Origin of the sequence: Bacillus sp. JJ1127 (genome assembly GCF_036965845.1) — a bacterium.
Lineage (GTDB): Bacteria > Bacillota > Bacilli > Bacillales > Bacillaceae_G > Bacillus_A.
The window spans coordinates 1-1,535 of record NZ_JBALQK010000422.1 but is presented as its reverse complement, the minus strand read 5'-3'; the positions used below and the strand labels follow the sequence as shown (position 1 = coordinate 1,535).

Sequence of the window (1,535 nt, the reverse complement as noted above, 5' to 3'; positions counted from 1 at the left end):
CTTTGAAATAAAGTCGTACGGTTTATAAAAAAGATGTACCGTTTTAAAGAAAGATATACCGTTTATAAAATAGTTGCACCGCTATATCGCTTTAGAATATGATTGTCTAAAGAGTAGGTGATGAATAAATGCAGGAAACAAAAAAATTTCCGATTATATCGGGAAATCTCTCATTAGATTTAGTAAATACAGAACTGGTTAGGCGTGAACAACGTCATGATTTATTAATAACAGATGAAGATGTATTAGAATGGATACATGTAATAAAGGACAATCTTCCTTTTGATGATGAAAAGACATTTATAGAGATGCAAGGGCGCATTAATCAAGTCACATCTAGAATGTTAGATGTAAGAGAGGTGCTGAGAAAACAGTTTGAGACAATTGCTGATCAGCATGAAATTTCTAATGATTTTATTACTTATTTAGAAAAGAAAATTGAACAGGCACCATTTACATACAAAATAATTGAACAACGTCTAGTCCCCATTCCAGTTGGGAAAGTTGAGGATATTCTCATATCGTTAATTGCATTTGATGTGTTAACGTTAATAGTAGAAAATAAACTTATTTCCCTTAAAAGGTGTTCAAATCCTGACTGTGTTTTATTATTTATAGATAGAAGTGGAAAACGAAAATGGTGTTCTATGAAAATATGTGGGAATCGGAAAAAAGTAGCAAAATTTCAGCATCGAAAATCTGAAGAAATTTAGAGAATCAACTTTTAAGAGTTGGTTCCTTTTTTTGTATTTTCAAACTAACCTCTTAAATATAAATTGACCGGTTAGTTTTGTTAGATTATAATAATTGGTAAATAAAGGAGGGGAACGATGGATAATATAACGACAGCTAAACAGAAAAATGCTCATTTAATCAGTGTACGATATTTTTCGAAAATGAAAGGGAAAGGAAGAAGTCCATTACAAGTAAATATAAAAGACTCTTTAACAGGACTACTGGGTGGATTTTTAACAATTATCACCTTAATATATTTAACAAGTATAACTTCTACAGAATTGTTAATGGCTCCATTTGGGGCGAGCTGTGTATTAGCGTTTGGGGTTTGGAATGCACCGCTATCTCAGCCACGTAATATTATTGGTGGTCATTTTATTTCAACTTTCATTGGGCTATCAATATATTACTTATTTGGAAATGACTATTGGACAATTGCCTTAGCGGTGGGGATGGCGATTGCCATTATGATGTTAACGAAAACAACGCATCCTCCGGCAGGGGCGGATCCAATTATCGTTATTTTAGGAGCAAACAGTTGGAGTTATTTAATAACACCGGTTTTAATCGGATCCGTTATTATTGTAGTGATTGCCTTATTAATTAACAATATATGTAGTAAAAGGAGCTATCCGACTTTTTGGATATAATTTTAAATGGAGAAGCAAAAAACAATTCAAGCAAGCATTTCATTTTTATTATGTTCCATAAAACTAGTCCTTTTTAGTTTTATATTTGTTTATTTTTTATACAAAAAGGCCTTTAGTCGTAATTATAGTTAAAGGCCGTTTACCTAGTTT

At 31.9% G+C, this 1,535-nt stretch carries 2 protein-coding genes; both read left to right on the top strand.

Features of this window, described 5'->3' with window-relative positions; translation table 11 throughout:
- The first annotated feature begins 128 nt into the window (after positions 1-128).
- Positions 129-713, top strand: coding sequence for a CGNR zinc finger domain-containing protein (locus V7183_RS25445; protein WP_335361273.1), 585 nt, complete (start codon positions 129-131; stop codon positions 711-713).
- Between the two features lie 117 nt (positions 714-830).
- Positions 831-1,385 carry an HPP family protein gene (locus V7183_RS25440; RefSeq protein ID WP_335361272.1) on the top strand — a complete coding sequence of 185 codons (555 nt, stop codon included), beginning with the start codon at positions 831-833 and terminating at the stop codon, positions 1,383-1,385.
- The last annotated feature ends 150 nt before the right edge of the window (positions 1,386-1,535 follow it).